At 58.5% G+C, this 26,933-nt stretch carries 28 protein-coding genes; 16 read left to right on the top strand and 12 right to left on the bottom strand.

Features of this window, described 5'->3' with window-relative positions; genetic code table 11:
- Positions 1–172 precede the first annotated feature (172 nt).
- Positions 173–1,276 carry a saccharopine dehydrogenase family protein gene (locus tag GF108_RS04830; protein WP_153667055.1) on the bottom strand — a complete coding sequence of 368 codons (1,104 nt, stop codon included), beginning with the start codon at positions 1,274–1,276 and terminating at the stop codon, positions 173–175.
- A 123-nt stretch (positions 1,277–1,399) separates the two neighbouring features.
- Here GF108_RS04830 and GF108_RS04825 point away from each other — a divergent pair, with 123 nt between their 5' ends.
- From GF108_RS04825 to GF108_RS04810, 4 genes are all read left to right on the top strand, one after another.
- A complete protein-coding gene (locus GF108_RS04825; protein ID WP_091920958.1) occupies positions 1,400–1,828 on the top strand; it encodes an Lrp/AsnC family transcriptional regulator in 429 nt (142 codons plus the stop codon).
- Positions 1,829–1,913: 85 nt separating this feature from the next.
- The gene (locus GF108_RS04820) at positions 1,914–2,702 is read left to right on the top strand and encodes an ImuA family protein (protein WP_153667054.1); all 789 of its coding nucleotides are present in this window, start codon (positions 1,914–1,916) and stop codon (positions 2,700–2,702) included.
- A 13-nt stretch (positions 2,703–2,715) separates the two neighbouring features.
- Positions 2,716–4,158, top strand: a complete 1,443-nt coding sequence (locus GF108_RS04815) for a DNA polymerase Y family protein (RefSeq protein WP_370462100.1) — start codon at positions 2,716–2,718, stop codon at positions 4,156–4,158.
- The gene (locus tag GF108_RS04810; protein ID WP_153667053.1) at positions 4,155–7,394 is read left to right on the top strand and encodes an error-prone DNA polymerase; all 3,240 of its coding nucleotides are present in this window, start codon (positions 4,155–4,157) and stop codon (positions 7,392–7,394) included. Before GF108_RS04815 ends, GF108_RS04810 begins: the two co-directional genes overlap by 4 nt.
- Positions 7,395–7,402: 8 nt before the next feature.
- Here the strand turns inward: GF108_RS04810 and GF108_RS04805 are convergent, their stop codons facing one another.
- The 3 genes from GF108_RS04805 to GF108_RS04795 all read right to left on the bottom strand — a co-directional run bounded on the left by GF108_RS04805 (position 7,403) and on the right by GF108_RS04795 (position 10,242).
- A complete protein-coding gene (locus GF108_RS04805; RefSeq protein ID WP_027231103.1) occupies positions 7,403–7,645 on the bottom strand; it encodes a DUF768 domain-containing protein in 243 nt (80 codons plus the stop codon).
- A 147-nt stretch (positions 7,646–7,792) separates the two neighbouring features.
- Positions 7,793–7,984: a CsbD family protein gene (locus tag GF108_RS04800; RefSeq protein WP_027231102.1), complete on the bottom strand. Its 192-nt coding sequence runs from the start codon at positions 7,982–7,984 to the stop codon at positions 7,793–7,795.
- Positions 7,985–8,238: 254 nt separating this feature from the next.
- On the bottom strand, positions 8,239–10,242 hold the full coding sequence (locus GF108_RS04795) for an AI-2E family transporter (protein WP_153667052.1): 2,004 nt from the start codon (positions 10,240–10,242) through the stop codon (positions 8,239–8,241).
- Between the two features lie 185 nt (positions 10,243–10,427).
- Between GF108_RS04795 and GF108_RS04790 the strand changes: the two genes are divergently transcribed.
- The 3 genes from GF108_RS04790 to GF108_RS04780 all read left to right on the top strand — a co-directional run bounded on the left by GF108_RS04790 (position 10,428) and on the right by GF108_RS04780 (position 11,652).
- Positions 10,428–10,586, top strand: coding sequence for a DUF3309 family protein (locus GF108_RS04790; protein WP_036813626.1), 159 nt, complete (start codon positions 10,428–10,430; stop codon positions 10,584–10,586).
- 258 nt (positions 10,587–10,844) lie between these two features.
- Positions 10,845–11,183, top strand: a complete 339-nt coding sequence (locus GF108_RS04785; RefSeq protein ID WP_153667051.1) for a YqjD family protein — start codon at positions 10,845–10,847, stop codon at positions 11,181–11,183.
- A 1-nt stretch (position 11,184) separates the two neighbouring features.
- Entirely contained in the window at positions 11,185–11,652 is a 468-nt protein-coding gene (locus GF108_RS04780; protein ID WP_027231099.1) for a hypothetical protein, read from the top strand.
- Here GF108_RS04780 and GF108_RS04775 read toward each other — a convergent pair.
- Complete coding sequence (locus GF108_RS04775; protein ID WP_172982569.1) at positions 11,632–13,152, bottom strand: HWE histidine kinase domain-containing protein; 1,521 nt, start codon at positions 13,150–13,152, stop codon at positions 11,632–11,634. The two genes, GF108_RS04780 and GF108_RS04775, sit on opposite strands and share 21 nt — an antisense overlap.
- Before the next feature lie 164 nt (positions 13,153–13,316).
- On the opposite strand from GF108_RS04775, the gene GF108_RS04770 reads away from it, so the two are divergent.
- Entirely contained in the window at positions 13,317–13,538 is a 222-nt protein-coding gene (locus tag GF108_RS04770; RefSeq protein ID WP_153667049.1) for a hypothetical protein, read from the top strand.
- A gap of 32 nt (positions 13,539–13,570) precedes the next feature.
- On the opposite strand, the gene GF108_RS04765 is transcribed toward GF108_RS04770, so the two are convergent.
- Entirely contained in the window at positions 13,571–14,323 is a 753-nt protein-coding gene (locus GF108_RS04765; RefSeq protein WP_153667048.1) for a Crp/Fnr family transcriptional regulator, read from the bottom strand.
- A 138-nt stretch (positions 14,324–14,461) separates the two neighbouring features.
- On the opposite strand from GF108_RS04765, the gene GF108_RS04760 reads away from it, so the two are divergent.
- Positions 14,462–14,878, top strand: coding sequence for a hypothetical protein (locus GF108_RS04760; RefSeq protein WP_172982568.1), 417 nt, complete (start codon positions 14,462–14,464; stop codon positions 14,876–14,878).
- Here the strand turns inward: GF108_RS04760 and GF108_RS04755 are convergent.
- The gene (locus GF108_RS04755) at positions 14,861–15,412 is read right to left on the bottom strand and encodes an RNA polymerase sigma factor (protein ID WP_027231094.1); all 552 of its coding nucleotides are present in this window, start codon (positions 15,410–15,412) and stop codon (positions 14,861–14,863) included. The genes GF108_RS04760 and GF108_RS04755 overlap by 18 nt on opposite strands.
- A gap of 11 nt (positions 15,413–15,423) precedes the next feature.
- Positions 15,424–15,627, bottom strand: coding sequence for a NepR family anti-sigma factor (locus GF108_RS04750; RefSeq protein ID WP_036813618.1), 204 nt, complete (start codon positions 15,625–15,627; stop codon positions 15,424–15,426).
- A gap of 187 nt (positions 15,628–15,814) precedes the next feature.
- On the opposite strand from GF108_RS04750, the gene GF108_RS04745 reads away from it, so the two are divergent.
- The 3 genes from GF108_RS04745 (at position 15,815) to GF108_RS04735 (ending at position 18,470) form a co-directional block, all read left to right on the top strand.
- Positions 15,815–16,609 (top strand): response regulator, encoded by a 795-nt coding sequence (locus GF108_RS04745; RefSeq protein WP_153667046.1) that lies wholly within the window; start codon positions 15,815–15,817, stop codon positions 16,607–16,609.
- A gap of 74 nt (positions 16,610–16,683) precedes the next feature.
- On the top strand, positions 16,684–16,848 hold the full coding sequence (locus GF108_RS04740) for a DUF1328 domain-containing protein (RefSeq protein ID WP_027231091.1): 165 nt from the start codon (positions 16,684–16,686) through the stop codon (positions 16,846–16,848).
- Positions 16,849–16,988: 140 nt separating this feature from the next.
- The gene (locus GF108_RS04735) at positions 16,989–18,470 is read left to right on the top strand and encodes a glycosyltransferase family 39 protein (RefSeq protein WP_172982567.1); all 1,482 of its coding nucleotides are present in this window, start codon (positions 16,989–16,991) and stop codon (positions 18,468–18,470) included.
- On the opposite strand, the gene GF108_RS04730 is transcribed toward GF108_RS04735, so the two are convergent.
- Entirely contained in the window at positions 18,412–19,131 is a 720-nt protein-coding gene (locus GF108_RS04730) for a glycosyltransferase family 2 protein (protein WP_153667044.1), read from the bottom strand. The two genes, GF108_RS04735 and GF108_RS04730, sit on opposite strands and share 59 nt — an antisense overlap.
- Positions 19,132–19,394: 263 nt before the next feature.
- On the opposite strand from GF108_RS04730, the gene GF108_RS04725 reads away from it, so the two are divergent.
- The 4 genes from GF108_RS04725 (at position 19,395) to GF108_RS04710 (ending at position 23,873) form a co-directional block, all read left to right on the top strand.
- Positions 19,395–20,765, top strand: coding sequence for a murein hydrolase activator EnvC (locus GF108_RS04725; protein ID WP_153667043.1), 1,371 nt, complete (start codon positions 19,395–19,397; stop codon positions 20,763–20,765).
- Positions 20,755–22,080 (top strand): S41 family peptidase, encoded by a 1,326-nt coding sequence (locus tag GF108_RS04720; RefSeq protein ID WP_027231087.1) that lies wholly within the window; start codon positions 20,755–20,757, stop codon positions 22,078–22,080. The genes GF108_RS04725 and GF108_RS04720 overlap by 11 nt, the downstream gene beginning before the upstream one ends.
- A gap of 162 nt (positions 22,081–22,242) precedes the next feature.
- Positions 22,243–23,322, top strand: coding sequence for a divergent polysaccharide deacetylase family protein (locus tag GF108_RS04715; protein ID WP_153667042.1), 1,080 nt, complete (start codon positions 22,243–22,245; stop codon positions 23,320–23,322).
- A 32-nt stretch (positions 23,323–23,354) separates the two neighbouring features.
- Positions 23,355–23,873 carry an RNA pyrophosphohydrolase gene (locus GF108_RS04710; protein WP_153667041.1) on the top strand — a complete coding sequence of 173 codons (519 nt, stop codon included), beginning with the start codon at positions 23,355–23,357 and terminating at the stop codon, positions 23,871–23,873.
- A 66-nt stretch (positions 23,874–23,939) separates the two neighbouring features.
- On the opposite strand, the gene GF108_RS04705 is transcribed toward GF108_RS04710, so the two are convergent.
- The 3 genes from GF108_RS04705 to GF108_RS04695 form a co-directional block, all read right to left on the bottom strand.
- Complete coding sequence (locus tag GF108_RS04705) at positions 23,940–24,347, bottom strand: F0F1 ATP synthase subunit epsilon (protein WP_027231084.1); 408 nt, start codon at positions 24,345–24,347, stop codon at positions 23,940–23,942.
- A gap of 73 nt (positions 24,348–24,420) precedes the next feature.
- On the bottom strand, positions 24,421–26,016 hold the full coding sequence (gene atpD, locus GF108_RS04700) for a F0F1 ATP synthase subunit beta (RefSeq protein ID WP_027231083.1): 1,596 nt from the start codon (positions 26,014–26,016) through the stop codon (positions 24,421–24,423).
- 18 nt (positions 26,017–26,034) lie between these two features.
- Complete coding sequence (locus GF108_RS04695) at positions 26,035–26,913, bottom strand: F0F1 ATP synthase subunit gamma (protein ID WP_027231082.1); 879 nt, start codon at positions 26,911–26,913, stop codon at positions 26,035–26,037.
- Positions 26,914–26,933: the final 20 nt, after the last annotated feature.

Raw genomic sequence — 26,933 nt, 5'->3', positions numbered from 1 at the left:
TAGCGTTTAACGCTGGCAGCGAGACGGCAAATTCTGCGGTTGACTACAGGCCATCGACCGCCGAACGCGCGAGAGTAAATTCGATGCGGCGATCAGTGAGTCCCGCCTTTACACAAAAAAGAGGAGCTGGCCGGGCCAACTCCTCTTTTCGCATTTCTAGCGCCAAGGGTATTTAAGCGACGAGACGGCCTGCCGATTCGGCCTGGGCGTAAGCCTTGCCGAAGCGGTTGGCGAGGAAAGTGTCGAGCGCGATGTCTTCCTGCCGGATGAAGCCCTGCTGCGGCAGTTCGCCCTTGGCCAGCATGTCGAGCACGGCGCAGATGGCCGATGCCGTGGTTATCTGGATGCCGCTGTAAAGCTGCGCGCCGATATGGTTGCTATAGACCTTGTTGGCATAGGTTTCCTGCAGGAGACGGCCCTTCTTGCGGCCGCTGACGGTGACGAAGATGACGACGACGTCCTGTAGGGTGGACGGCAGCGCATTCTCGAGAATGTCCTTCAGCACATCACGGCGATCGCGCAGGCCGAGATCGTTCAACAGCGCCTTCATGATGGCCGCATGGCCGGGATAGCGGATGGTGCGATAGTTGAGGGTGCGCACCTTGCCGAGTAGCGATTCGCACAGTGTGCCGAGACCGCCCGAGGTATTGAACGCCTCGTAGGTGACGCCGTCGAGGGAAAACTCCTCGCGCTCTTCGAGCGCCGGAACTTCGATCAACTCGCCATCGACAATGGCTTCGCAAGGCTCGCAATATTCGTTGATGACGCCGTCGGTGCTCCAGGTCAGATTGTAGTTGAGCGCGTTGGACGGATATTGCGGCAATGCGCCGACGCGCATGCGCACGCTTTCAAGCGAGTCGAAACGCTTGGCGAGGTCGTTGGCCACGATCGAGATGAAGCCTGGTGCAAGACCGCACTGCGGGATGAAAGCAGTCTTTGCAGTTGCCGAAAGTTGCCTGACAATGCGGGTGCTGGCGACGTCTTCGGTAAGGTCGAGATAATGGACGCCGGACTTGGCAGCTGCCTCGGCAATGCGCGTGGTAAGGTGGAACGGCGCAGCGCTCAAAACAGCGAATTTTCCTGCAAGAACCCCTTCAAGCGCGCCGGCTTCATCGATTTCGATGCATTTCGTTGCAACGTTCGCCGATACGTCGAGCCCATCGAGCTGGGCTTGCGAGCGGTCAACGACGGTGACGCTGTAATCCCCGGTATTGGCAAGGAGATTGGCGATTGTTCCGCCGATTTTGCCTGCACCTACGACAACGATATTTTTCATATGATTCCCCAATGGACAAAATAATCTCGCGCGAATGTCGCAGGCTTGTTCGGCGGAATGAAGTATGTAAACTGACGATATGACATGCTATTTTTTAGTATTTCGACGAGTGGATTAGTTAATATGCTGACAGACGCCGATCATGCCCTGCTCTCCCTTCTGCGTGAGAATGCAAGGGCTTCTACCGCCGATCTCGCCCGCAAGCTCGGCGTTTCGCGCACGACAGTGCAAAGCCGCATCGAGCGACTGGAAAAGCGCGGAATGATCCGTGGCTATGGCGTGCAGCTTTCGCCGGAGTATGAGCAGAATCTCGTCAAGGCGCATGTGCTCGTCACCGCCTTGCCAAAGCTTGCCGTCAAGGTGGAGGCGGCCCTCAAAAAGATTGCCTGGGTGAGAACGCTGCATTCGGTCAGCGGACAATTCGACATGATCGTCATCGTCGAAGCACCTTCGATCCAGGAGCTCGACCGTCTGCTTGACGAGATCGGTGCGCTTGAGGGCGTTGAGCGCACCATGTCGTCGATTATTCTTTCGACGCGCATCGATCGTTGAGAACGTAAACTCAGGCAACTGCTTGACTCTCACCGTCATTGGATTCCATAATAGAACATATCGTGAACATTTAGGGGTTGAGTAGGTGGCGACAACCGTCGATCTTACGGCGTTGCGGCGTGATATTGCGTCTTTGAGCGCAGGCATTTCGCCTGCCGCCAAGCGCTCTGCCTTTGCCTTCGGCATCGAAACGCTCGACCGTGTGTTCCGCCATGGAATCGAGCGGGGCGCCGTCCATGAAGTCTTTGCCTATGAGGCCGGCGACGCTGGTGCGGCAACAGGCTTCGTCATCGCTCTTGCCCTGCGCGCTGCCTCCGACCAAAGCCTCATCTTGTGGCTTGAAGAGGATTTTGCAGCCCAGGAACATGGGTTTCCCTATGCGCCCGGCCTCAGGCACATCGGTCTCGACCCGCAACGCCTCGTCATCGTGCGCTGTGCCACGCCGCAGGATGTGTTGAAGGCGGCTGCGGATAGTCTTGGCATTCGCGGAACAGGTGCGGTGATTATCGCGCCCTGGAGCAATCCGAAGTGTCTCGACCTTACGGCCTCGCGCAAATTGCTGCTTTCGGCCCAGCAGACGAATGTGCCTGCCTTTCTCCTGCGGCTCGGCGCTCAGCCCGCCGAAAATGCCGCGACTACGCGCTGGCTTATCCGTTCCGCCGCATCGCAATCGAGCGGAGCAAATGCCCCCGGCCATCCGGTGTTCGATGCGACGCTCATTCGCAACCGGCAGGGCGTGACCGGCCATTGGATCCTGCAATGGGAGAGTGAAGACCATGTGTTCCGACAGATCGAACCGCTTTCTGGCAATGTGGTTCCCGCACCTGCCTACCGACCGCCTCAAACGCGAAAGTCCGGCACGCGCTCTTACTGACCAGCATCTGATCGTGGTGGACAAGATTGCCAATGCCTTAAGGCTGACGGCTGTAGACGAACAAGCAGCCAAGGCCGGCCTTTACAAGGGCATGGCACTGACCGATGCCCGCGCGCAATTCGACAAGCTCGACATCGCCTTCGCCTCGCCGCGCAAGGATGGCGAGCTTTTGGAAAAGCTTGCCGACTGGTGCGATCGCTATACGCCGCTGGTTGCACTCGATATGCCGCATGGGCTTATTCTCGACATGACCGGATGCATCCACCTTTTCGGCGATGAACCCACATTGCTTGAGGACGTTCACCGGCAATTGCAACGGCATGGCATGATCGTGAAGACGGCCTTTGCCAGCAATGCGGCAGCGGCAAGCGCGCTCGCCCGGCATTCTGCGGGCGGCATCGTTGAGCCCCCAGACCAGAGCCGGCGGCTCTATGCCCTTCCTCTTGTCAGCCTCGATCTCGAAGACGCACATCTGGCCGGTCTTAGGCGTGCCGGCTTGCGCACAATCGGTGATCTAGATGTTCTGCCGCGTGCAGCCCTGACTGCCCGCTTCGGCAATGGTGTGGTTGCGGGTCTCGATGCGCTGTTTGGCCGGCAGATGAAGCCTATTTCGCCGCGCCGCATAGTACCCGTCTGCATGGTCGAAAGGCGCATGGCCGAGCCGTTGATTGCGATGGAAGCTGTCGAGCTTGTGCTCGTTCAGCTGGCAGACGAGCTGTTCATCCGCCTGGGGCAGCGCGTCGAGGGCGCGCGGGAAATCGAGGCGAGTTTTTTCCGCACTGACGGCAATGTGCGCCGGCTGCGGATCGAGGGAGGAAGACCCTTGACCGATACGAAAACCCTGATGCGCCTGATGAAGGAGCGCTTGTCTACACTTGCCGAGCCGCTCGATGCCGGCTTCGGCTTTGACATGATCCGCCTCGGTGCCCTGCGCACGGACCGTACCCGGCATCAGCAGAAAAGTCTCGATGACCGCGAGCAGGAAACCGAAGAGGTGGAAAGGTTGATCGACCGGCTTTCCATCCGCCTCGGCAATAGCCGCGTCCTGCGGCCAACCCCTGTCGACACCCATATTCCGGAGCGAACGGTCGCTCTCGAGCCCGCATCGAAGACCAAGCGCGAGAGCAATGGCGAATGGACGGCGCAACCTCAAGGCGATCCGCCGGAGCGGCCGGTCAGGCTCTTCCAGCCGCCTGAACGCATCGAGGCGACCTTCGAGGTTCCAGATTCGCCGCCCGCGCAATTCATCTGGCGCCGCGTCAGGCACAATGTCGTCCTCGCCGAAGGCCCGGAACGCATCGCGCCGGAATGGTGGCGGGAACATTCCGGTGCGCTGACAAGGGACTATTACCGGCTGGAGGATAGTTCCGGCAAACGCTTCTGGGTCTTCAGGGAAGGCTTGCTCGAACGCGGGACTCCTAACCCGCGCTGGTATCTGCATGGACTTTTCGCATGAATTATGCCGAGCTTGCCGTCACCAGCAATTTCTCCTTTCTGGAAGGCGCGTCGCAGCCGGAGGAACTGGTCAAGGCCGCCGCCATTCTCGGCCTTGATGGCCTTGGCATTGCCGACCGCAATACGCTTGCCGGGGTCGTCCGCGCCTATTCTGCGCACAGGGATTTGCAGAAGGCTGCGGGAATCAATCTCAAGCTTTTTATTGGATGCAGACTGGTTTTCATCGACGATACGCCGGATTTGCTGGTCTATCCCCGCGATCGCCCGGCCTATGGCCAGCTTTGCCGGCTTTTGAGCGAGGGCAAGGATCGAGCGAAGATAAAGGGCGAATGCCATCTCCGTTTCGAGGATTTTCAGTTTCGGGCGAGGGACTTCCAGATCATCGTCATGCCGGCCCGCGGCAGCAGGGACTTAACACCGTTCCTCAAGATACTTGCGCTGGCGGCTCCAGGTTCAGTCTGGCTTGGCCTTGCCATGCCGCATCAAGGCGCGGACAGGCGCTATGGTGAAAGGCTGGCCCGCATGGCAGCCAAGGCGGATATTCCCCTTCTGGCAGTCAACAATGTCCTTTATCACACGCCCTCGCGTCGCCCGCTGCAGGATGTCCTGACCTGCATCCGCGAGCATGTGACGATCGATGAGGCGGGCAGGCGGCTCGAAAGGAACGCCGAGCGGCATATGAAATCGCCGCAGGAGATGCAGCGGCTTTTCCGGCATTTTCCTGGCGCCCTGCCTGAAACCCGTCGCTTCATCGAGCCTATCCGCTTCTCTCTCGATGAGTTGAAATACAACTATCCGGACGAACCTGTGCCGCCAGGCAAGACGCCCCAGCAGCATCTCATCGACGAGACCTGGAAGGGTGCGGCAAAGCGCTATCCGGAAGGTGTTCCCGGCAAGGTAAGCGAACTCCTTGAAAAGGAACTCGCCCTCATTGGCCAGCTCAATTACGCGCCCTATTTCCTGACCGTCTACGACATCGTCACCTTCGCCCGATCGCAGAAGATCCTGTGTCAGGGACGCGGCTCTTCGGCAAATTCGGCGGTTTGCTATTGCCTCGGCATTACCGCGGTCGATCCCGTCAAGATCAACCTCCTGTTCGAGCGATTCCTTTCGGCCGAGCGCAAGGAACCGCCCGATATAGATGTAGACTTTGAGCACGAGCGGCGTGAAGAGGTGATGCAGTGGGTCTATGAGCGTTACGGGCGCCATCGCGCCGCCATCGTCGCCACCGTCATCAGCTATCGCCCGCGCAGTGCCATTCGCGATGTCGGCAAGGCTCTGGGACTGACTGAGGACGTCACCGCAGCGCTTGCCAATACGGTCTGGGGCAGTTGGGGTTCGGCCGTTGAAAAGCAGGAGGTGCGGCAGGCTGGTCTCGATCCTGACAATGTGATGATCCGCCGCGCGGTCCGGCTTGCCACCGAACTCATCGGCTTTCCCCGCCACCTCTCGCAGCATGTCGGCGGCTTCGTGCTGACGCAGGAGCGGCTCGACGAGACGGTGCCGATCGGTCCCGCCGCCATGGCCGAGCGGTCTTTCATCGAATGGGACAAGGACGATATCGACGCGCTCAACATCATGAAGGTCGATGTGCTTTCGCTCGGCATGCTGACCTGCATCCGCAAGGCGTTCGACCTAATCCATCTTCATGGCGGCGATCGGTTCGAACTGGCAACCGTCCCCAAGGAGGACGAGAAGGTCTACGACATGCTCTGCAATGCCGATTCCCTTGGCGTGTTCCAGGTGGAAAGCCGGGCTCAGATGAACATGCTGCCACGCCTGAAGCCCAGAAAATTCTACGATCTGGTTATCGAGGTCGCCATTGTCCGTCCAGGCCCGATCCAGGGTGACATGGTGCATCCCTATCTTCGCCGCCGCAACGGGATCGAGCCTGTCTTCTATCCCGCCCCTTCGCCCGAGCATGGCGACAAGGACGAATTGCGCAACGTTCTGGAAAAGACCCTCGGCGTGCCACTCTTTCAGGAGCAGGCGATGCGCATAGCCATCGAAGCTGCAAAGTTCACGCCCGACGAAGCCAATCAGTTGCGCCGTGCTATGGCGACCTTCCGCCGTGTGGGCACGATCAACCAGATGGAGCAGAAGATGGTGGATGGCATGGTCCGCCGCGGCTATGAGCGCAGCTTTGCCGAAAATTGCTTCAATCAGATCAAGGGATTTGGCGAATACGGCTTTCCCGAAAGCCATGCTGCAAGCTTTGCCATCCTTGTCTACATTTCCTCCTGGATCAAATGCTATCATCCGGCAGCCTTTGCTGCTGCGCTTTTGAATTCGCAGCCCATGGGCTTTTACGCGCCGGCGCAGATCGTGCGCGATGCCCGCGAGCACGGTGTGGAAATCCGGGCTGCCGACATCAATTACAGCAGCTGGGACAATACGCTGGAAAAGACGGAGAACGGCCTCGCCACGCGCTTGGGATTGCGCCAGATCGGTGGTTTTTCCAAGGATTGGGCAAATATCATCGTGGCCAAACGCCGCTCGGCCTATACGAACATCGAAGAGTTTCGTCGCCTGACGCGGCTCGAGAGAAGAGCCTATGTCCTCCTTGCCGATGCCGATGCGTTCCGTTCGCTCGGCATTGCCCGACGCGAGGCGCTTTGGGCGGTGCGGCGCCTGCCGAACGACGAGACTTTGCCGCTTTTTCAGGCGGCCGACAGCAATGAACTCCCGGAGGAAGCAGAGACCAGGCTGCCTTCAATGAAACTGTCCGAACATGTCGTTGCGGATTACGAATCGACGCGGCTTTCCCTGAAGGGCCACCCAATGCAGTTTCTTCGCGAGATGTTTGCTCGCGAGAACGTACTGACCTGCAGGCAAGCCAACAATTTCGGCAATAATCGCCGCGTCAAGGTTGCGGGTGTCGTCACAGTCCGGCAGCGGCCGGGAAGCGCCAAAGGTGTCGTCTTCATGACCATCGAGGATGAGACGGGCATCGCCAATATTGTCGTGTGGAAGAAGATGTTGGAGAAGTACCGCCGTGAAGTGATGGGCGCCCGGCTGATCCTTATCGAGGGCACTGTTCAGAGCGCCGAAAACGTCGTCCATGTCGTGGCAACGAGGCTTACCGACAGAACCAACGCGCTTTACCTTCTATCCGAACAACTCGCAACGCTGCCGGTCTCGCATAGCGATGAAGTCGCCCACCCTGTTTCAGAAGAATCGCGGGGCCGTCATCCGCGCAATGTGCGCATCTTGCCGAAATCGCGGGATTTTCATTAGTCGATCGCTTAGGCCTGCTTGCTTTCCTTGGCGAGGGCCGCGCGATCAATGGCGGTAATCATGCAGATCTCAAGATCGCCCAGGCCATCCTTTATTTCTGCAAACGAAATGCCCGCAGCTTCTGCATCCGCCGCACATTTTTCTGCCAGCTGTTTGGGCCGCCGGTCATGATGCGCCATGTCCGCCGGCTTGCTTGCATCCACGTTGGTCGAGATCCAGTCATTGACAAAATCGATCGCTCTCTGGCTCATCCAATTCTCCTTTACCTCTTCCCAACACGGTCTGGCTTGCCTTCAAAATATGCCCTTATCCGCCATATATCCAGTGCGATGATGGGCCCATGAAAGCATTTGGCCGGCTTCAACGAGCCGGCCAAAATCACAAAAGCGATGAATACATCAAGCTTTGTCGACAACCTTTTTGACCGCGTCCTTGGCCTTGCCCTTGGCTACCTGAGCATCGCCCTTAAGCTCCTGGGCCTTGCCTTCGGCTTCCATCTTGCGTGATCCTGACACCTTGCCTGCAGCCTGCTTAAGATTGCCTGCAGCCTTGTTGGCCGTGCCCGAAACTTTATCGCTGGTGCTACCCATCATGTGCTCCTTGAAATTTGCATTTACCCCATTGAAACGACGGGACCTTATAAAGGTTCCGCGAGTGAGATATTCAATTCATTGAAAACATTCGACAATATTCCAAAAGAATGTGACCCGGCGCCCACGGGGGAACAGGCACCGGGTCCTTACGCTACTGGCTGGGGTTGGCCAGCAACCTCGAAACGTGTCAGCCTTGTCTTGGTTCCAAGCCTGAAATCTTCCGGTGACGTCTCCTGACAAGACGTGACTTTTCACGCACTGATCAACTCCAGCGCATCCTCCACGGACGACGCAAAATGGCAGTTGCGCGTCGACCCGACGATCTTCTCACCATCGACATTCTCAGGATCTTCCGACCAGAAGCTGATGACGATCTTGACGCGCCCGTTCCTGCGCCGGATGCGGCGGACCAGATACCGCGCATGGGCCACCGACGAGACATTGAGATAGCTGATATGAATGACACTGACGCCCGTAAGGTCGAGCTTACCGATGCTGCCTGATTCGAGTTCGTCGTGGGAAATATCGCGCACCTCGAAGCCACGCCGTTCCAGGATATCGCCAAGGATGACGGCTGCCGCATCGTCGAATTCGCCGCGACCGCCTGCGGAAATGGCGACGCGCGCCTCTTCTTCGGGCGGCGGCTCCTTGGCCTTGGCTTTAGCTGCCTTTGGCTTTGCGCCCGGCCGATCAGCATTCTTTTCAGTCTCTTCCGGCTTGCCGTTTTCTTCCTCTTCCTCCTCGTCGTCGTGATGTTCCGAGAGATTTTCCACAAGCAAGACAGTCCCCTGAGCTACGCGGCTGCGGCGGGTCGAATCAAGGACCCCTCTCGCCCGATCGTTCTCGGCGAGGAACAGCGCCGGGATCGCGACCGAAGCATAGTATTCCTCGATCGTCGAAGACTGCAAAAACTCCTCTGCCCTTTCCGTTGCTTCGTCCGGATCGCCGGAAAGGAGCCTTTGGTAAAGCTGTTGCGGCGGTGAAAGGACGGGCTCGTTGCCGAGAAGGACGTCGAGAAATTCGAACTTTGGAACATGCCTGCCGAGGACGACGAGGCAGACCGTGAGCGGCGTTGAAAGGATCAGCCCGATTGGCCCCCAGATCCAGGTCCAGACGATCGCCGCCATGAGGATGGCAACAGGCGATAGACCCGTTCGCGATCCATAGAGCAAGGGCTCCATGACATTGCTGCTGACAAGTTCAAGGACGATGAACAGCGCGCCGGTCCAGAACAACAGCATCCAGCCGGGATCGACCGCCAGCGACAGAATGAGGGGAAAGGCGGCGGCCATGATCGGACCGATATAGGGAACGAAGCGCAAGACGATGGCGAGCATGCCCCAAAGCATCGGATTGGGTATGCCGATAACCCAGAGCCCGATGCCAATCGGAACGCCGAAACTGATATTGATGATCAGCTGCATCAAAAGGTATTGGCCAACACGCTTTCCGGCGTCGTGCAGCGCAGTCGTCGTTCGGTGGATATCGCTGGCCCCGACGAGCTTGATGAAGCGATCGCGCAGATCCTCGCGGCGCATCAACATGAAGATGACGACGACGATGATGATGCCAACCGTGGCAAGAGGCTGGATGAGCGGGCCTGCGAAAGTCTGGAGCAGGCTCAGCGGGTCGGGTGGCGGATACTTGATCTCCACGGGAACCGGCTTGTTCGGATCATTGCCCTGCAGCGGGGATCCACCGGCCGGCTGGTTGTTCTCGACATTTTGCGGCCGCTCGTGTTGCGGCTCGGGCTTCTTCTCCGGCTCTACGGCGAAACGCTCGACCTCGTCCGAGCGGCCGATTTCATCGTTGAACCGCTTCAGCATCCTGGCCCCGCGGTCGAAAATACTGTTGCCGGACTGCGCTTCCTTCACCGTGCGGATCTTGGCTTCAATATTGTACTGGTAGCTTGGCAGGTTCTGCGCGAGCACCGTCAGCTGACTGACGACGATGCTGACAAAGATGAATATGGCGAGGAACGCCATGGCGACGACGCTGATGACCGCAAAGGCCTTGGGAATGCCGGAACGATGCAGCTTCGTTACCATCGGCGACAGGGCGAAGGTCAGGAGCAGCGCCATTGCCAGCGGCACGAAGACATCGCGGGCGAAATAAAGCGCAGAGACAATGGCGATTGCGACGACAATCGGCGGAAACTGCTGTTGGGGATCGGCTGCTTCGGGCGCTGGAACCGGACGTAAACTGATCCGCTCGACCGCGCGCGAGACCTTTGCCCCGCTATCCTCAGACGGCATGAGAATCCCCCAATCTGAGGTTCATGAATAGCACGCTCCCGTTACAACCCGGACTAGAAACGAAGCCGGCTCAAATTGGTTGCATATTCAACACCTCGTTCCACTCCCTGCAACCTCAACAGGAACCAAATTTCATTTCGCGTGTTTTTGCACTGAACGATTTGCCACTCACAGGGAGACGCGGAATGTCACTAGGGACACTGTTAATCATTATTCTCATTCTCGCATTGATCGGCGTCTTTCCGAGTTGGCCGCACGCGAGAAGCTGGGGTTACGGGCCTTCGGGTCTGCTTGGCATTGTCCTGGTCGTCGTTCTCATATTGCTCTTGATGGGCAGGATCTAACGTTTAGCAAGGAGATTTCACAAATGATGCGTGGTGCATTACTTTGGCTTATAGGATTGCCACTTCCGATCATCCTCATACTTTGGTTGCTCGGCTATCTTTCTTAAACAATTCTCCATTTAGCGCCGGCCGTCTGGCCGGCGTCTTGTTATCCATCTTCGGCTTGCCAGCTTGCGATGCGCTCCCAAGCGTGGAACAAATGTCGCCATGCGGCGTTTCCCGCAGCATATGCAGCCATTTTCTAAAAGGAGTTTTCTCATGGCCTCTGTTTCCTCGAAGGTTCGCAAGGCGGTTGATGATGCGACCGAATCCAATCCCGATCTGCAGGCACAGGTATCTGCGCTTCGGGAAGACATTGCGAACATCACGGCGACACTCGGCAAGATCGGCAAGAATAGAGCCCAGGATGCACGGAGAAGCGCGGCGAGTTCGTTCGAATCCGCGAAATTGCGCGGCGAGGAGACCTTCGAAGACCTGCGGCTGCAGGCGCGCGAGCTGGAAGACCAGATCGTAGAGACTGTGCGGGAAAAACCCTTGACCACACTCGCAGTCGCAGCCGGCGTGGGTTTCCTTCTCGCGCTTATCGCTCGCCGCTGACATGCTGAAGCTGCTGGCCCCACTTTTAACCAGCCTGGCGGCTGGCGAGGTCGGCTTGGTCGTCAGCCGAGCCAAACAGAGCGCCATCTTCGCCGCAATCATCGCGGTTCTGGTGACGATTGGCGCCGTCTTCCTGTTGGTGGCGGCGCAGATCAGCTTGGCAGAACATTACGGCCCGTTATATGCGGCCCTGATCATCGCGGGTTCAGCCTTTGGCCTCGCGATCATCGCGTATATTGCAATGAAAATCGCCTCTTCCTCGGCACGACGCCGCCAGGAAGAACGGGCGAAGGTCGATACGTCGACCGTGTTGACGATCGCGGCCCTGGCCGTGGCTCCAGCGCTGCTTCGTTCGAGAGCATTGCTGATGCTCACCGTCCCGCTTGTGGCCTTTGGTGGCCTGTCTCTCGCAGGCAAGAAGAAAAAGCGTCGCCCCCGCAACGACCCATCAGCTGGCGGCGGGATCTGACTGATCCCCGATCGGCATGGAGACTACTGCCTCTATGCCGGTCTCCGGATAGCTGAGCCGCACACTGCTCGACAGCACCTTATCCAGACTGCGTTCGATCAATTTCAAACCCAACCCTCGGGTGTTGGGGGCCGTTACGCGCGGGCCATTGGATTCCGTCCAGCGGATGACGATGCGCGACTCGTGCTGCCCGATTTCCAGTTGCCAGACGATACGCACATGACCGCTTGCGACCGATAGTGCGCCATGTTTTACGGCGTTGGTGGCAAGCTCATGCAAGGCGATCCCGAGCCCCAGGGCATGATCAGGAGGCAGCATGATATCTTCGCCCACAAGTTCAATCTGGCCAATATCGAAGATCGCGTAAGGCTCAACCTGTTTCGTGATCAGATCGACGAGACTAATCCCGCTCCACTCGCGATCCGACAACAATGTGTGGGCCTCGGAAATTGCGCGTAGACGGCCTGAGAACGCTTCCATGAATTCTGCCGGATCGGACGTGCGGCTTAGGGTCTGCCTTGCCAGTGATTGCAGCATGGCGAGCGTGTTCTTCACCCGGTGATTAAGTTCGCGCAGGAGAAAGCGGGTCTTCTCCGACGCCGTCTTGGTTTTGGTGATATCGATATTGACGCCCACAGCGACGACAGGCTTGCCGGACGAGTCACGCTCGAAAATGCGGCCGCGGCCAAGCAGCCACTGGCCCGACGAAGCGACGCGAAACTCGCCGACATAGTCCTGGTTCTGCGCCAGTGCCCGCGTGAAGGCCGACTTCATGGCAGGGAAATCGTCGGGATGCATAGCCCGAAACACATCTTCGCCGCTGACTGTGTGATCCGAATCGAGTCCGAGCATTTCATAGGCCATGCGATTGCCTGTGAACCGGCCGTTTCGCAGATCCCAGACCCAGCTTCCAACATTACCGACTTCGAGCGCCATGGCATTGCGATCGTCATCCCGATGCAGCGTTGCGACGCGCTCATCTCCCTGCCGCGAGTCACGCTTGAGCTCGATCAGTGACCCCGCCACCTTGGCGAGGCTTGCCAATTGCTCCTGCTGCGCGGCGGTAAAGTCCGTTCGTGTTTCGTCCGACATGACGCTGACCGCGCCAATACATTCATCCGAGACGCAGATGGGCGCCACCGCAATGAATCTGAGGTGCGGCGCATGGGTAACGCAATGGAGCTCGGAAAAACGGACATCTTCTGCTGCATTGAGAATGACGAGACAACTGGCTTCAGGAATCGTCAAAGCCGCAGCTTCGAACGTCCACATGTTGGCCCGTCCAAGCGTTCCCCTATGCGCTAGAACCTTACTCTGCCGCTCATCGACAAGCGAGATTTGAGCAGCCTTCGCGCCTGACGTGGTGAGCGCAAGTGCAGCGATGTTATCAAAATCCGTGTCGTTCTCAATTGCCAACGGCGTCAGACTCGAAAGGACATCAAGCCGGCCAGGCTCGGACATTGCCTGAAAAAGGTTTTCTGAAATTGGCGGTGATTTCATATCTCTATGAGGCACTCCACACCCCGCTCCCCACATCAATCGTTACTACATCATGGTCCATCAACGCCACCCTTTAAGCATGGTTCCAGACGGGAACAAATAATCGGCCTCCCCGTTTTGGTTGAGTGTTCAATGATTTTGTTGGGCATAAAATGGAGAGACCCATGCTGGAAGCGAACGATATTCTCACCGATGCGGGATTGAGCAGGGAACAGAAAATCGCACGGCTCAAGGAACTTTTGAGCGAAGCAAGGGGATTGCAAAGAGCGGCCACTGAGGGCGGCATGGATCCTAATGACGGTGTAACGCGTAACTTGCGCGACATAGAACTTGCTCTCGATCAACTAAATGCCGAGCAGCCGGAAGCCGGCGCCGCGACGCTTTAGCGATTGCAGCGTAACCTGCATCTTACTAACCGTTAGATGAAGGGCCTCGGGATCGACGACAGCCCCGACCATTTCGATATCTGGAGCAGTGCTGTCTCGTCGAGCACTTCACAGCCGCGGTCCAGCCAACGCAAGGCACCGCGACCTGCCAGTTTCTTCAAGGTTTTGTTGGTATGAACGATGGAGAGCCCCAGCGTGTCGGCGACATGCTGTTGCCGGAGTGGCATCACCAACGTATCGCCTTTTACCAATCCGACGGTCTTGGCACGTTGAAATAGGAAGGCGAAGAGATAGGCCGCACGTTCGATCGCTGTACGCCTTCCTACGCTCAGCAATATCTCATCCAGCATCTGCTCCTCGCGCGATGCTATCCATGTGATGTCGTAGGCAAGGCTCGGGAAGTTGCCGAATAGAGTCGGAAGCTTGTCGCGCTGGAAAACGCACAGAATCATGGGCGACAGTGCCTCGATCGAATGAGACATCTCCCGCATGAGCGATCCCTGCAAGCCAATAAGGTCACCGGGAAGAACATAGTTGAGGATCTGCCGGCGACCGTCCTCGAGCATCTTGTAGCGAAAGCCCCATCCGGACAGGACCGTGAAAAGATGCGCGCTGTTGGCCCCCTCAACCAGCACGGTGGTGCCGGTATCGGCTACAAGTTCGCCCGTCTTGAAGGTTGATAAAAAATCTATCTCGTCCTTTTGATGCGGCTGCAGGTGCGCAAAACCCTGCAAAGGGCATTTGTCGCACGGGTATTGCCGTGCTGTCGATGCGGCTGTGTTCATGCCCGTATCCCCGTTCGGATTTACGCTACCACGATGCCGGTAAATTGCTCGTGCGATCTTTGCAATCGGCATGTCTTAGTTAAATGACACTTGTCCTCACTCCGCTCATAACGGCTCCCCGATAAGGAGCAAATGAAAATGGAAATGACCGGCATGCGGATTCTGGTCCTGGAAGATGAATATCTGATAGGGTTGGATCTTGAACGCATAGCAGAGGAATCTGGCGCGCAGTCGGTACAACTTATTGCAACTGTTGGTGAATTGCAGGCTCAAATCGCCAACAATACCGACTATGATCTGGCTATTCTTGAGGTTCAGGCGCGGGGTGTCTCATCGCTTGATTCGGCTGCAGAAATGCAGCGACGCGGCCTTCCGATCGTTTTCACCACCGCCTATGACAGCCAGGCCAACGGTGTTCCAGGTTTTCCGGATATTCCCGTTGTCGCCAAGCCCTATGGAAAAGCGCAGATCCTCCAAGCAGTGGCCAAGGCGCTGGCTACCTCCAAGCGCAATTCCGCTTCCCGCCGAAACGGCGCCTCAGGCGAATTTGTTTGATGTGACCTGCGTCGCGATTGAATCCGGGCCATAATCGACCTCGCCCTGAACTTCGAGAAGTTCCTGCAATCGCGTCCGCGCGCGGCTCACGCGGCTCTTGATCGTCCCGACCGCGCAACCGCAAATATCGGCTGCCTCCTCGTAGGAGAACCCGGAAGCGCCGACGAGAATGATAGCTTCACGCTGATCGTCGGGGAGTTTGTCGAGCGCCTTGCGAAAATCCTGGAGGTCCAGCGATCCGTACTGCGCCGGATGGACCGAGAGCTGTTCGGTGAACGTGCCATCGGAATCCTGCACCTCACGGCCACGCTTGCGCATCTGGCTGTAGAATTCGTTGCGCAGGATGGTAAACAGCCAGGCCTTGATATTCGTGCCGGGCTCAAAGGAGTCCTGCTTGGCCCATGCTTTCATGATCGTATCCTGCACAAGGTCATCGGCCCTGTCGGGGTTGCCGATCAGCGATACGGCGAATGCGCGCAGCTTTGGCAGCGACGCAATCAAGTCTCTCTTAAAATCAGTAGATTCGTGGACCATTCACCAGCCTGCTATTCAGGGGTTTGCGCGTGGTTGCGTTCAGCCTCGTCAAGCTTCTCGAGCAAGTCCAGAAAACGAGCCGGAATCTCTTCCTCCTGTACGGATGCATAAAGCGCACGTAGCTTCAATCCAATCTCAGTCTCGGCATTCCTGATATCGCGGCGACGGACCCGCGCTTTTTCAGGCGCGTCAATTGAGGATTTTCTTGCGTTCATTCGTAGGATCTTTGCTGTTGGCGCAGAGCGAATTCGGATTCATCCAATAGTTAAGCACATTAGCAGTGATAATTCGCTACGAGAGGAAAAGTTCCGTTGTCGGGAACTTTTTTTTTGCGAATGTGTTTCTGTTCGTCGCTTATATCAGGCCGGCTCATCATATTCACCGGAGAACAGGGAACTCACTATGTCATTATCCACCCGGATAGCCCCACACTTGCCTTACCTTCGCCGATTTGCGCGCGCCATTACCGGCTCGCAATCATCGGGCGATGCCTACGTCGCAGCGACCCTTGAAATTCTCATTGCCGACGTTTCCCTGTTCCCGAATGCCGGGTCGGACCGTGTCAGCCTTTATAAGCTGCTGGTCAAACATTTTAATTCGGTCAATGTCCGCCCACTGGAACTGCAGTCGGAATATGGATGGGAAAAACATGCGGCCGCCAACCTCACGTCGATAGCGCCAAAGGCGCGCCAGGCTTTCCTGCTGATCAGTCTCGAGGGCTTCAGCAAGGCCGAGACTATGGAAATTCTCGATGTCGATGAGGGCGACCTCTACGAACTTCTCGATGAGGCGTCGGTCGGCATCTCCAAGCAAATTGCTACCGACATTCTCATCATTGAAGACGAACCGCTGATCGCCATGGACATCGAACATATGGTTGACAGCCTCGGTCACCGCGTGGTCGGCATTGCCCGAACCAAAGACGAAGCCGTTTCGCTCTACGCTTCAACCAAGCCGAGCATGATTCTCGCCGATATTCAGCTAGCCGATGGAAGTTCGGGCATCGATGCCGTCAACAACATCCTCAGCCAGGATGCGGTTCCAGTCATCTTCATCACCGCATTCCCCGAACGTTTGTTGACCGGAGAGCGTCCCGAGCCAACGTTCCTTGTTACCAAGCCGTTCAACCCCGACATGGTCAAGGCGCTGATTACGCAAGCTCTCTTCTTCAAGGAAAGCAGCAAAGCCAAAGCATAACAACAACGCTACGAGGCAGGGAACCAAATCTCGTTCTACTCGTTACACCCCCGACGAGATAGGGAGAACGCTAAATGCTTTACTATGCTGTAATATTTCTGATCATTGCGCTTGTCGCCGGTGCGTTGGGATTTGGTGGTATTGCCGGTGCTTCCGCCGGTATAGCCCAGATAATTTTCTACGTGTTCCTGGCACTGCTTTTGATCTCGCTTATCGCAAGCATCATCAGGCGCGCCTAAGTTTCGCCTGAGTAGCGCCAAAGCCGCCGGCCACAAGCCGGCGGTTTTCTTTTGCGTGACAGCTCCGAAAATCTCGTCCGAAAACTTGCGGGAACCGCAATTCCTGTAGTACTCACGGCTGCATGACACGTGAAGCGCGATTGTTCCGGCGAAAATTCGATCTTGCCTGGCTCGATGGCGCACCGATCAAATGGTCCAAGGTCGCCAAGCGCGTTCCCGCCGCGATCGTCGTCTACATTACCGCCCTCATTCTCCTACGCCTTTCCCTCTCCCGCTTCATGGAAATCGACGAGGCTCAATTCGTTGGCGAAGTCTATCTCGCCTGGAATTACGGCAATTCTCATCCGCCCCTCTACAACTGGCTCGTTCGTCTGGCTTTGGAAGTCACGCAGTGGAACTGGGTCTTTTCGGTTGCGCTTGTCAGGCTATCCCTTCTCGGCCTCTACCATTGGCTCTGCTTCGACACCGCTCGCCGACTCGCGGGAGATCGCGCCGGTATTCTGGCAATCACCGCCTCGGCCTTCCTGCCTCAGATCGTCTGGATGTCGATCCAGACCACGGCTCATACGATTCTCGTCATCGTTGCTGCCATCGGCATCGTCCATGCTTTTGCCATGATAAGGGCGGGGCGCGGGGCGGTCGGTTTTGCATGGTTCGGCTTCTGGGCCGCAGCAGGCGCCCTTGCGAAGTATAATTTCTTTATCTTCCTTGTCAGTTTTCTGATCGCGGCCGCTCTGACCCCCGGTATTCGCCGCCAGCTGTTCCGGCGTCAAATTTGGCTGTCAGTGGCCGTTTTTGTCGTAAGTTTTACCCCCGTCGTCATCGCCTCGCTGCGCGCTCCTCTGTCGGCAACCGCCGGGCGGATGGAAAAGCTCGCGAGTTCGATCGATTACCTGTTGGTATTCGATGTGCCGCACCTCGGGATCGACGGGTTGCTGAGCCTTGGAATGTCCACGGCGCTGTGGGCAGGGCCGGCCCTTGTCATCTTCATCATCGGCAGAACCCGTGATCATCCGCGTCCCGCACCCGATGGCGATGCGGAGGTGCGCGTCCTGCTCCTGCGCACGGTGATGATTGGGCTCGCCGCCTTCGCCACGCTTGTGCTCGCCGGCGATTATCATTCCGTGGCCGAGCGATATATGGCGCCGATCCTCGCGCCAACCGCCATCCTTCTCGCGCTCTACCTGCCCCAAGTGCTCGGAGCCCGCAACCTTCTGGCGATCGCCGGTTTCGTCTACATACTTGCGCCAGTCGCCGTCGCATATATCGCCTTGTTCGAAACGCCCCGCTTCACCTTTCCGTTTGATGCGGTAGCCCTCTCCATCCGCGCGCAGGATCCAACGCCAGCGCGCATCATCTCGAACAGGCAAGATGATGCCGCCAATGTTGCGGTGCAGTTGCATTGGCCGCCGGAACAAGGGTCGGAGAAAGACGTCGTCCTGGTCTGGCATGGAGATGAACCCGCACCGCGTCCCGCCGACCTTCCAGCCGATGCCCTGCTCCTCGGGCCTGCCGTGCGGGTGACCGCGCCGGTCAGGAACTTCAGCGGTCAGCTCCGAACCTTCAATTTCCAGCGTTATTCAGTCGCGCCACTGACCCAGGTTCCGAATAGCGGCGGATAAGCCAGAACACGCCGACCGTATCGAGGAAAGCGACCGCAGCCCGGTCGAAGAACCCGTACTTGGAAACACCCGAGTGCCGGGGCCGATCCTCAACATCAACCTCGATGACCGGCAGCCCCGCGCGGCGTGTCAGGGCCGGCAGAAAACGATGCATATTGTCGAAATATGGCAGACTCTGCGCAAGGTGCCGCGGCAAAACCTTGAAACCGCAGGCGGTGTCCTTGCAGTCGTCCTTGAGCAAACGCCGGCGCACGAAATTGGCAAATTTCGAGGTGAGGAGTTTCACGATGCCATCGTTGCGCCGTTTGCGAATGCCCGCAAAAAGAGCCGGCTCCGCGTTGGAAATGCGCGGCCACAGCCGGGCCAGATCCTTCGGGTCGTTCTGGCCGTCACCGTCGAGGGTGGCGACCCACCGACCGGACGCTGCGCGAAATCCCGTGACGAGCGCCCGCGACTTCCCGGTGCGCCTTTCGTGGCGCAGCACATAGACGCGGTTTCCCGCCGCCAGCGTCTCTTCAGCCGAACCGTCAGAGGATCCATCATCGATGACAATGATCTCATAGTCGGGTCCGCTCACCAGCGCCGCGTCGATCTCCTTGATCAGCGCGCCGATGTTTCCGGCTTCATTGTGCACAGGAATAATAATTGTCAGATCAGTCATCACGCGAGCCATTGTGGACCGGCGAGCACGTTCAGCGAACCGCGTCGGTGGCATTCACATAGAGTGTTTCCCTTGCGATGAGAAGCGGTTACGTGACTTCGTCTATGCCGGTCCCGCCGACGCCGATGCATCGCCGCAATTCCGCCATGCCTTTTTTGCTACAAAATGCGCAGCTTTCGACGCGGCTGGTTTATGGTTAATACTTCATTAATCGAAGTCTCCCTAGAGTCGGGAACAAACCATACGCATGTTCCGGTCCGAGAATGATTTTTGAGGCATTAAAGGCAGTATTCCACCCACGCAGGCTTGGCCTGACGTGTTCGGCCCTTTTTGCCTTCGCCCTTTGGTGCGCCGCTCCTGCCCATAGCCAGGAGACCCCGCCAGCTCCAACGCCGCCGGCCGCCGAGTCGCTCGACGCGCGGCGGGTTCAGTCGCTCAAGGAGCTTGAGGATCTCACCAGCCAGATCTCGCTATCCTCGGAACGCGTCTCGGCGCTCGACAATGAAATTGCCGGGCTGAAGAAGGACCAGACCACGATCACCGCGGCGTTGATCCAGTCAGCGCAAACCGAGAAAAAGCTGACACAGGACATAGCGGGCTTCACCAACAAGCTGGCCGATCTGCACGGTCAGGAAGACAGCGTGCGCACCTCATTGAGACAGCGGCGTGGCGCGCTGGCGGAAGTGCTTGCAGCACTCCAGCGCATGGGCCTCAGCCCCCCGCCCGCCCTGCTCGTTCGTCCCGATGATGCCCTCGCCTCGGTTCGCAGCGCCGTCCTCCTTGGCGCTGTCGTGCCGGAAATGCGCCAGCAGACCGAAGTCCTTATCGCCGACCTGAAAGAACTCGACCGGGTGAAAAACTCGATTGCGGAAGAGCAGACGCGCCTGACAGCTGCTCTTTCAAGCCAGGCCGAGGAAAAGAAACGGCTCGACCTTCTCCTTTCGGAAAAGCAGAAGTTGCAGACGACGTCCGAAGAAACACGCATGGCCGAACAGGCAAGGTCGGAGGAGCTGGCGAAGCGCGCGACATCGCTGCGCGATCTTATTGCCTCGCTTGAAAAGGACATGCAGGAGGTCCAGAAAGCCGCCAGCGCCGCCAGCGCTCAGGAGCAGCAGAAGCTCCAGGCAAGCCAACAGCGCGCCGACGATTTTGCCGCCAACCAGAACCGCCTTTCGGCCCAGGTCAACTTTGCGTCTTTAAAAAGCCATCTGGCCCTGCCAGCAGCGGGGAAACTTGTTAAGCATTTTGGCGATGACGATGGCCTTGGCGGCGTCCTGCAAGGTGACACGCTCGAGACCCTCCCGGGGGCGACCATAACGGCGCCGATGGACGCTGTCGTCCTTTATGCCGGCGCATTTCGTTCCTATGGTCAGCTCTTGATACTTGATGCCGGGAATGGATATCATGTCGTCTTGGCGGGCATGAAAAAAATCAATGTCTCCCAAAATCAGTTTGTTCTGGCGGGAGAACCGGTCGGTGTGATGAACGAGCAACTAGTTGCCAGTACGGCACCCGTTCCGATGGGAAATGGAGCTCCAATGCTTTACATTGAGTTCCGAAAGGATACAAAACCTATTAATCCCGCCCCCTGGTGGGCGGATCGGCTTGCTGGAAGGACCGCAAATGATACGTAGGCTAACGCTTCTCATGGCTGGCGCACTGATGGGCGCAACAGCGATGGTCGTTGTGCAGGGTGCTCTGCCCACAACCGCTGCAGAAGCTGCGGGCACCGACACCTACAAACAGCTTTCAATTTTTGGTGATATCTTCGAGCGTGTGCGCGCCCAATATGTCACTCCGCCGGATGACAAGAAGCTCGTCGAAAGCGCCATCAACGGCATGCTGACCTCGCTTGATCCGCATTCATCCTACATGAATGCCGAGCAGGCGCAGGATATGCGCGTTCAGACCAAGGGCGAATTCGGCGGCCTCGGCATCGAGGTCACCATGGAGAACGAGCTCGTCAAGGTTATCGCCCCCATCGAGGACACCCCGGCCGCCAAGGCTGGCGTTCTTGCCGGCGATTATATCTCGCAGATCGATGGCACCGATGTTCGCGGCCTGACGCTGACCGACGCGGTCGACAAGATGCGCGGCGAAGTGAATACGCCTATCGAACTCACCCTCATCCGCCAGGGCGCTGACAAGCCGATCAAGCTCACTATCGTCCGCGACGTGGTCAAGGTGAAGGCGGTCAAGTACCGTGTTGAGAACGATGTCGGCTATGTCCGCGTCATCTCATTCACCGAGCAGACCTTCGATGATTTGCAGAAGGCGATCAAGGACATCCAGAGCAAGGTTCCGAACGACAAGCTGAAGGGCTTCGTCCTCGACCTGCGTCTCAACCCAGGCGGCCTGCTCGATCAGGCAGTTGCGGTCTCCGATGCCTTCCTCGACAAGGGCGAGGTGGTCTCGACCCGTGGCCGCGATCCGCAGGATATAACCCGGTTTGATGCCCGCCCGGGCGATCTCACCAACGGCAAGCCGCTGATCGTTCTTATCAACGGCGGTTCGGCAAGCGCGTCCGAGATCGTCGCCGGTGCGTTGCAGGATCATCGTCGCGGCACCGTGCTCGGCACCCGCTCATTCGGCAAGGGCTCGGTCCAGACCATTATCCCGCTCGGCGAAAATGGCGCGCTCCGCTTGACGACGGCGCTGTATTACACGCCGGCCGGCAAGTCGATCCAGGGCAAGGGCATCGTTCCCGATATCGCCGTCGAGCAGCCGCTGCCCGACGAGCTCAAGGGCCAGGATATCACCCGCGGTGAATCCGACCTCAAGGGCCATATCAAGGGCGTGCAGGAAGATGCCGAAGGTTCGGGCTCCATCGCCTATGTGCCGCCGGATCCGAAGGACGACCTGCAGCTGATCCAGGCGCTGAAGCTCCTGCGCGGCGAACAGGCCAATGCGGCCTTCCCGGCTGACCCCAAGAAGGGCGTGCCAAACTAATATGACAACATATGGGGCCAGGCGATCAGCAAGCAGTCTGGCCCCATATTCTCAACACGAAAATTTCCTCTCTTTCCTCCATCTCTCCGGCCCTCACGCGTGAACGTCGACCTCAACCGGCCGCTGGGAAAAAACAGCAAACGGCCAAGACAATCCGGCAATATGACACCAGGACGCTGGCTACCGCCTCTTTTGGTGGCCACCTGTATCGTCGGACTGTCTTCCCTGATTTCGTTCACCAGCCATCAGGGCTTCCGCAATCCCGCGCCGGAACCCGAGAAGCCGCAGGTCGCTGAGGCACCTCCGCCGCCCGCCCCGCCAAGTGCTGCTCCGGCACCACCGCAGACTGCGAACAATCTTCCCGGCAAGGTCATCTCCCCCGAAGGAGGGCCGAAGGTGATCGTGGTCGGCGATCCGAACAAGCGCACGCAGGACCCGCGCACGGCACACATTCCCGAACAGGACTTGATCGAGCAGTCGCCGCAAGGCCCTCTCCCGACCATCGCACCTGACGGCAGGCGTCCGCTCGACGTTTATGCCCGGCCCTGGTCAGGTGCACGCGGCGCGCGTGTCGCAATCGTGATCGGCGGGCTTGGGCTTTCGCAGACCGGTTCGCAGAATGCCATTCGCGCATTGCCCGGTGAGGTGACTTTGGCCTTCTCGCCAGAGGGCAACAGCCTCGGCCGGTGGATGCAGGCGGCCCGCCAGGACGGCCATGAAATCCTGATGCAGATCCCGCTCGAACCCTTCGACTATCCACGCGTCAACCCCGGCCGCAACACACTGACCGTGGATGCACCGGCGCCGGCGACGCTTGAAAACCTGCACAAGACGATGGGGCGTATTACCAATTATACCGGCGTTATGAACTATATGGGCGCTCGCTTCACCGCCGACGCCAACGCCATGACGCCTGTCATCCAGGATGTGGCGAGGCGCGGCCTGCTTTACCTCGACGATGGCACATCGGCGCGCAGCACGGCTGACGCGATCGCAGGACAGCAGGGCGCGCCCTTCGCGGCATCCGATGTCCTTATCGATGCGTCGCAGGATCGTGGCAGCATCTTGAAAAAGCTCGATGAACTCGAGCGCATCGCCCGTGCCAAGGGCAGCGCCATCGCCACCGGTTCTGCCTTCGATGTCACGGTCGAGGCGGTAACGTCATGGGTCAATGAAGCGAAGGCGCGTGGCATTGAGATCGTTCCCATCTCGGCCCTTGTCCGCGATCCCCAAAACGGCTAGCAGGGCGGCAGCAAGCATTTGGAGGTCTCGCCATGAGCAAGAAGCCGGTTGATCCACAATCCCTGCCTTACCGGCCCTGTGTCGGCATCATGGTTCTCAACAAGGAGGGCCTCGTCTGGGCTGGCCATCGCATCATGATACCGGGCGATGAAATGGATGGTGCAACGCAACTCTGGCAGATGCCGCAAGGCGGCATCGACAAGGGCGAGGAGCCGGAACCCGCTGCCCTGCGCGAACTCTACGAAGAAACCGGCATGAAGAGCGTTTCATTGCTGGCGGAGGCGCCACACTGGATCAATTACGAGCTGCCGCCACATCTCGTCGGCATCGCGCTCAAGGGCATGTACCGCGGGCAGACGCAGAAGTGGTTCGCCTACCGCTTTGAAGGTGACGAAAGCGAAATCGCCATCAACCCGCCTCCGGGTGGCCATAGCGCCGAATTCGATGAATGGGCCTGGAAACCCATGACGCAATTGCCCGATCTCATCGTGCCTTTCAAGCGCAAGGTCTATGAAGAGGTCGTTGCAGCATTCCGGCATCTGGCCGGCTAGTAACTTTAATGAAAAAAGCGGGCACTTGGCCCGCTTTTAAACTTCCGAATTGAAGCGGACCAAGCCTCAGGCTGCCTTGATGGCTTCCTCGAGCGTCGTCAGCTGGCCAAGAAGATCCTCCAGGCGGGCGCGTTCTTCGCGCGTCGTCGCATCCTCGAAATCTTCCTTCGCGTCCTTGATCCGGCGCTGCAATTCATCGGCCTTTATATCGGTGACGTGCACCGCCGACTCCGCGAGGAGGGTACATCCATCGGGCGTCACGTCAACGAAACCGCCGAAGACAACATAGCTGTCCGGCTTGCCGTCCGCCATCTTTACGGTGACAACGCCGGGCTTCACGGTTGCCATCAGCGGCGCATGGTGCGCCATGACCGTCATGTAGCCTTCCGTGCCCGGAACCACGACTTCAATGACCTGTTCCGAAAGGAGCAGGCGCTCTGGCGATACGAGTTCGAACTGGAAGGCTTCTGCCATGATATTCACTCAATTCCCGTGGTCTTGACCGAGATGGACAAGGGCGGGCCGGAGCCCGCCATCAGTCTCTGGATCAGGCAGCTTCCGCTGCCAGGCGCTGTGCCTTCTCGATGGCTTCATCGATCGAGCCAACCATATAGAAGGCAGCTTCCGGCAGGTGATCGTAGTCGCCGTTGCAAAGGCCCTTGAAGCCCTTGATCGTGTCGGCGAGATCGACCAGCTTGCCCGGCGAACCGGTGAAGACTTCAGCAACGAAGAACGGCTGCGACAGGAAGCGCTCGATCTTGCGGGCGCGGGCAACAACCAACTTGTCGTCTTCGGAAAGTTCGTCCATGCCAAGGATGGCGATGATGTCCTGGAGCGACTTGTAGCGCTGCAGGATCGACTGAACCTGACGAGCAGTCTGGTAATGCTCTTCGCCGACGATGATCGGATCGAGCATGCGCGACGTCGAGTCGAGCGGATCTACGGCCGGGTAGATACCCTTTTCCGAGATGGCGCGGTTAAGAACCGTCGTCGCATCAAGGTGGGCGAAGGATGTTGCCGGCGCCGGATCGGTCAAATCGTCGGCGGGGACGTAAATCGCCTGAACCGACGTGATCGAGCCCTTGTGGGTCGTGGTGATGCGTTCCTGCATCGCGCCCATGTCGGTCGCAAGCGTCGGCTGGTAACCCACGGCGGACGGGATACGTCCGAGCAGGGCCGACACTTCAGAACCCGCCTGGGTGAAGCGGAAGATGTTGTCCACGAAGAACAGAACGTCCTGGCCCTGGTCGCGGAAATGCTCGGCAACCGTCAGGCCCGAAAGGGCCACGCGGGCGCGCGCACCTGGCGGCTCGTTCATCTGGCCATAGACCAGCGCAGCCTTGGAGCCGGCACCGCCGCCTTCCTTGTTCACGCCGGATTCGATCATTTCATGGTAAAGGTCGTTGCCTTCACGCGTGCGCTCGCCAACGCCGGCGAAAACTGAATAACCACCGTGCGCCTTGGCGACGTTGTTGATTAGTTCCATGATGAGAACGGTCTTGCCGACGCCTGCACCGCCGAAGAGGCCGATCTTGCCACCGCGAGCATAGGGAGCGAGGAGATCGACAACCTTGATGCCTGTCACAAGGATCTGGGCTTCCGTCGACTGCTCGACATATTCCGGCGCCGACTGGTGGATGGCGCGGGTCACCTTGGTGTTGATCGGACCTGCTTCATCGACGGGCTCGCCGATGACGTTCATGATACGGCCGAGCGTCTCGTCGCCGACGGGAACCATGATCGGCGAACCGGTGTCATAGACCGGCTGGCCGCGGACGAGACCTTCGGTCGAGTCCATGGCTATCGTGCGAACGGTGTTTTCGCCGAGGTGCTGCGCCACTTCGAGAACCAGGCGGTTGCCAAGGTTGTCGGTTTCGAGCGCGTTGAGGATCAATGGCAGATTGCCATCTTCAAACGCAACGTCGACGACGGCGCCAATGACCTGGCTGACGCGGCCAGCTGCGCCGCTGGCCTTCAGCGTCGCCTTAGGTGCGGCAGCCTTGGGAGCAGCTGTCTTTGCTGCGGGCTTCGCAGCGGCTTCCGCCTTTGCGGCCGCCGCCTTTGGTGCAGCTGCCTTTGCGGGCTTAGCTGCTGACGCAGCCGGCTTGGCTGCGGGTGTCTTCGGGGTCGCTGCTTTTGCCATCGATCCTTACCTTCGCGATTAGAGCGCTTCCGCGCCCGAAATGATTTCGATCAGTTCCTTGGTGATCTGGGCCTGACGCTGGCGGTTGTACGACATCGTCAGCTTGTTGATCATGTCGCCGGCATTGCGGGTTGCATTATCCATGGCGGACATGCGCGCACCCTGCTCCGACGCCGCGTTTTCAAGGAGAGCGCGGAAAACCTGGACGGAAATATTGCGCGGAATGAGGTCACCCAGAATGGATGCCGGATCCGGCTCATATTCGTAGACTGCGTCGCCTGCGCTTTCCGGTTCAACTTCGCTGATGGAGTTTGCCGGTATGAGCTGCTGGGCGGTCGGGATCTGGGCGATCACCGACTTGAATTCCGAGTAGAACAGCGTTGCCACATCGAAGCCGCCCTCGTTGTAGAGCGCGATGATCTTGTGGCCGATTGCATCGGCATTGGCAAAGCCGACCTGCTTCACTTCGCGAAGATCGACGTGGTCGATGATATGGCGACCGAGATCACGGCGCAGAATGTCAGCACCCTTCTTGCCGACCGTCAGGATCTTGACGGTCTTTCCGTCGGCGATCAGCCGGCGGGCATGATCGCGCGCCAGACGCACGATCTGAGCATTGAAGCCGCCACAAAGGCCGCGTTCGGAAGTGCACACGACGAGCAGATGCACATCGTCCTTGCCGGTTCCGCTCATCAGCACCGGCGCATCGGCGCCGTCGACGTTGGAGGCGATGTTCGCCAGCACCGCAGCCATGCGCTGCGAGTAGGGGCGAGCCGCCAACGCAGCGTCCTGCGCACGACGCAGCTTCGCCGCGGCGACCATCTGCATCGCCTTGGTGATCTTCTGCGTCGCCTTGACCGAGGCGATCCGGTTTCTCAGATCCTTTAACGAAGGCATCCGTTCATCCCGTCAATGAA

The organism is Phyllobacterium sp. SYP-B3895 (assembly GCF_009647635.1).
Taxonomy (GTDB): domain Bacteria; phylum Pseudomonadota; class Alphaproteobacteria; order Rhizobiales; family Rhizobiaceae; genus Phyllobacterium; species Phyllobacterium pellucidum.
The sequence above is the reverse complement of the archived record's forward strand: the minus strand, read 5'-3'. Positions and strand labels throughout refer to the sequence as shown.

Excerpts from the sequence above, each read along its gene's own strand:
- GF108_RS04810 (WP_153667053.1), top strand. The coding sequence starts at position 4,155 with ATGAATTATGCCGAGCTTGCCGTCACCAGCAATTTCTCCTTTCTGGAA.
- GF108_RS04775 (WP_172982569.1), bottom strand. The coding sequence starts at position 13,152 with ATGAAATCACCGCCAATTTCAGAAAACCTTTTTCAGGCAATGTCCGAG.
- GF108_RS04750 (WP_036813618.1), bottom strand. The coding sequence starts at position 15,627 with ATGAACGCAAGAAAATCCTCAATTGACGCGCCTGAAAAAGCGCGGGTC.
- GF108_RS04825 (WP_091920958.1), top strand. The coding sequence starts at position 1,400 with ATGCTGACAGACGCCGATCATGCCCTGCTCTCCCTTCTGCGTGAGAAT.
- GF108_RS04760 (WP_172982568.1), top strand. The coding sequence starts at position 14,462 with ATGGAAATGACCGGCATGCGGATTCTGGTCCTGGAAGATGAATATCTG.
- GF108_RS04710 (WP_153667041.1), top strand. The coding sequence starts at position 23,355 with ATGAGCAAGAAGCCGGTTGATCCACAATCCCTGCCTTACCGGCCCTGT.
- GF108_RS04770 (WP_153667049.1), top strand. The coding sequence starts at position 13,317 with ATGCTGGAAGCGAACGATATTCTCACCGATGCGGGATTGAGCAGGGAA.
- atpD (WP_027231083.1), bottom strand. The coding sequence starts at position 26,016 with ATGGCAAAAGCAGCGACCCCGAAGACACCCGCAGCCAAGCCGGCTGCG.
- GF108_RS04725 (WP_153667043.1), top strand. The coding sequence starts at position 19,395 with ATGATTTTTGAGGCATTAAAGGCAGTATTCCACCCACGCAGGCTTGGC.
- GF108_RS04740 (WP_027231091.1), top strand. The coding sequence starts at position 16,684 with ATGCTTTACTATGCTGTAATATTTCTGATCATTGCGCTTGTCGCCGGT.
- GF108_RS04715 (WP_153667042.1), top strand. The coding sequence starts at position 22,243 with ATGACACCAGGACGCTGGCTACCGCCTCTTTTGGTGGCCACCTGTATC.
- GF108_RS04805 (WP_027231103.1), bottom strand. The coding sequence starts at position 7,645 with ATGAGCCAGAGAGCGATCGATTTTGTCAATGACTGGATCTCGACCAAC.
- GF108_RS04800 (WP_027231102.1), bottom strand. The coding sequence starts at position 7,984 with ATGGGTAGCACCAGCGATAAAGTTTCGGGCACGGCCAACAAGGCTGCA.
- GF108_RS04765 (WP_153667048.1), bottom strand. The coding sequence starts at position 14,323 with ATGAACACAGCCGCATCGACAGCACGGCAATACCCGTGCGACAAATGC.
- GF108_RS04695 (WP_027231082.1), bottom strand. The coding sequence starts at position 26,913 with ATGCCTTCGTTAAAGGATCTGAGAAACCGGATCGCCTCGGTCAAGGCG.
- GF108_RS04730 (WP_153667044.1), bottom strand. The coding sequence starts at position 19,131 with ATGACTGATCTGACAATTATTATTCCTGTGCACAATGAAGCCGGAAAC.
- GF108_RS04755 (WP_027231094.1), bottom strand. The coding sequence starts at position 15,412 with ATGGTCCACGAATCTACTGATTTTAAGAGAGACTTGATTGCGTCGCTG.
- GF108_RS04830 (WP_153667055.1), bottom strand. The coding sequence starts at position 1,276 with ATGAAAAATATCGTTGTCGTAGGTGCAGGCAAAATCGGCGGAACAATC.
- GF108_RS04780 (WP_027231099.1), top strand. The coding sequence starts at position 11,185 with ATGCTGAAGCTGCTGGCCCCACTTTTAACCAGCCTGGCGGCTGGCGAG.
- GF108_RS04720 (WP_027231087.1), top strand. The coding sequence starts at position 20,755 with ATGATACGTAGGCTAACGCTTCTCATGGCTGGCGCACTGATGGGCGCA.
- GF108_RS04745 (WP_153667046.1), top strand. The coding sequence starts at position 15,815 with ATGTCATTATCCACCCGGATAGCCCCACACTTGCCTTACCTTCGCCGA.
- GF108_RS04705 (WP_027231084.1), bottom strand. The coding sequence starts at position 24,347 with ATGGCAGAAGCCTTCCAGTTCGAACTCGTATCGCCAGAGCGCCTGCTC.
- GF108_RS04785 (WP_153667051.1), top strand. The coding sequence starts at position 10,845 with ATGGCCTCTGTTTCCTCGAAGGTTCGCAAGGCGGTTGATGATGCGACC.
- GF108_RS04790 (WP_036813626.1), top strand. The coding sequence starts at position 10,428 with ATGTCACTAGGGACACTGTTAATCATTATTCTCATTCTCGCATTGATC.
- GF108_RS04795 (WP_153667052.1), bottom strand. The coding sequence starts at position 10,242 with ATGCCGTCTGAGGATAGCGGGGCAAAGGTCTCGCGCGCGGTCGAGCGG.